General features: G+C 36.3%; 2 protein-coding genes and 2 pseudogenes. 2 read left to right on the top strand and 2 right to left on the bottom strand.

The annotated features are described in order from the left end of the window. Positions 1–257: pseudogene (locus HMPREF0666_RS17685) on the bottom strand (hypothetical protein); the annotation flags it as partial. Between the two features lie 50 nt (positions 258–307). Between HMPREF0666_RS17685 and HMPREF0666_RS12830 the strand changes: the two are divergent. Then, positions 308–877, top strand: a complete 570-nt coding sequence (locus HMPREF0666_RS12830) for a restriction endonuclease subunit S (protein ID WP_232214113.1) — start codon at positions 308–310, stop codon at positions 875–877. Here HMPREF0666_RS12830 and HMPREF0666_RS16810 read toward each other — a convergent pair. Then, positions 870–1,487, bottom strand: coding sequence for a restriction endonuclease subunit S (locus tag HMPREF0666_RS16810; RefSeq protein ID WP_009012793.1), 618 nt, complete (start codon positions 1,485–1,487; stop codon positions 870–872). The genes HMPREF0666_RS12830 and HMPREF0666_RS16810 overlap by 8 nt on opposite strands. Before the next feature lie 58 nt (positions 1,488–1,545). On the opposite strand from HMPREF0666_RS16810, the pseudogene HMPREF0666_RS17690 reads away from it, so the two are divergent. Further along, positions 1,546–1,793 (top strand): annotated as a pseudogene (locus tag HMPREF0666_RS17690) (type I restriction endonuclease subunit S); the annotation flags it as partial.

The following is a 1,793-nucleotide window of genomic DNA, read 5'->3' on the forward strand; positions in this document are numbered from 1 at the left end:
ATATTGAGGCGAATAGCCTTCTTTAGCTCGTAAATATTCAATGTTCCTGTTGCAGAGCATTTGCCCGTAACATACGATGTGCTTCCTACACCCGAACCATCTTTGATAATATAGATTGCTTCATTCTCTGTATTATAATTGTCGAGGTAGCCAACGACGCCATTTGCACCATATACAGGATATGTACCATGCTCTGAAACATCTCTTTCTTGTAGAGTTTGAAGAACTACATGACAAGCAGTCTGACAAGCGAACATTGGCTTCGTTATAGCGGACTATATTCTGTGCTATTCCCTTAATTAAGGATTTGGAAGTTTGTAGGTCTGCGATTAGTAAGAAACTATTGTATAATGACAGGTGGACTACTTATAAAATCCAAGACATAGCTAAAATCGGAAGAGGGCGTGTTATTAGTTCAGTAGAAATAGAAAGACAGAAACATCCTCTATATCCTGTTTATTCTTCTCAAACTTCCAATGATGGAATTATGGGCTATTTGGATGACTATATGTTTGATGGCGAGTATATTACTTGGACTACGGATGGTGCAAATGCAGGAACAGTCTTTTACAGAAAAGGAAAGTTCAATTGTACCAATGTTTGTGGCACATTAAAGATACAGCCTAAATTTGGTTGTTATTTTGTTTCACTTGTTCTCCAACAGGCTACTCAAAAATATGTTTCCTTTAATTTGGCTAACCCTAAATTGATGAATAACATAATGGCTTCGATAAAAATAAAAATGCCAGATATAGAAATGCAAAAACAACTATCCAAGATATTTCAAACATTGGATAGTTGCTTATTGGTACATCAGAGAACTTGTGATATGTATTCGAGAGAAAAACAATATTTACTTTGCCAAATGTTCATCTAAACATCTGATGCAATAAGTATTGTTTCTGTGCATAGAGTAGTCTCAATATACTTTGTTCAGAGTCAATTTTAAAGTTTAGAGCAGAGGGTACTTTGGCTATCTCCAGCTGTTTTTCTTTTGTTGGAATTGGACAAAGTATATTGTCTATATCTTTCAAATAGGCTGTTTTCATTGTCCCTTCTGTAATAATACGGCTAACAGCCTTTTTGAAATAAGATGACGACATGAAATAATACAAGAACTCCACATCAATGTTTGCCTTTGGTACAATACCCAATATTCCTTGTTTTGTACAAACAGGGTATGTTGTTATTGTTATTTCTCCAATGGTAGCACCATTTGAAAATAAAATGGAATGTGTAGGCACAAGCCAAGCCGACGACTTTTGTAACCCAAGTTCTGTGATAAAGTCTTTGTTTTCAATTAAATACTTTTGTTTCAAGTCGCCAATCTTGATAAATGGGATTTTACCGTTGTCGTAGAAACTGGTATTTGAAGTTGTAGGTGTTCCGCCCTCTCCTGCAGTTTCATATACAGAGCCAAATTTCATAAAATTGGTATCAAGTGAACCTATCGCATAGTCAATAATCGCAGACCTACAAACTTCCAAATCCTTAATTAAGGGAATAGCACAGAATATAGTCCGCTATAACGAAGCCAATGTTCGCTTGTCAGACTGCTTGTCATGTAGTTCTTCAACTCTACAAGAAAGAGATGTTTCAGAGCATGGTACATATCCTGTATATGGTGCAAATGGCGTCGTTGGCTACCTCGACAATTATAATACAGAGAATGAAGCAATCTATATTATCAAAGATGGTTCGGGTGTAGGAAGCACATCGTATGTTACGGGCAAATGCTCTGCAACAGGAACATTGAATATTTTACGAGCTAAAGAAGGCTATTCGCCTCAATA

Origin of the sequence: Prevotella sp. C561 (assembly GCF_000224595.1) — a bacterium.
Lineage (GTDB): Bacteria > Bacteroidota > Bacteroidia > Bacteroidales > Bacteroidaceae > Prevotella > Prevotella jejuni.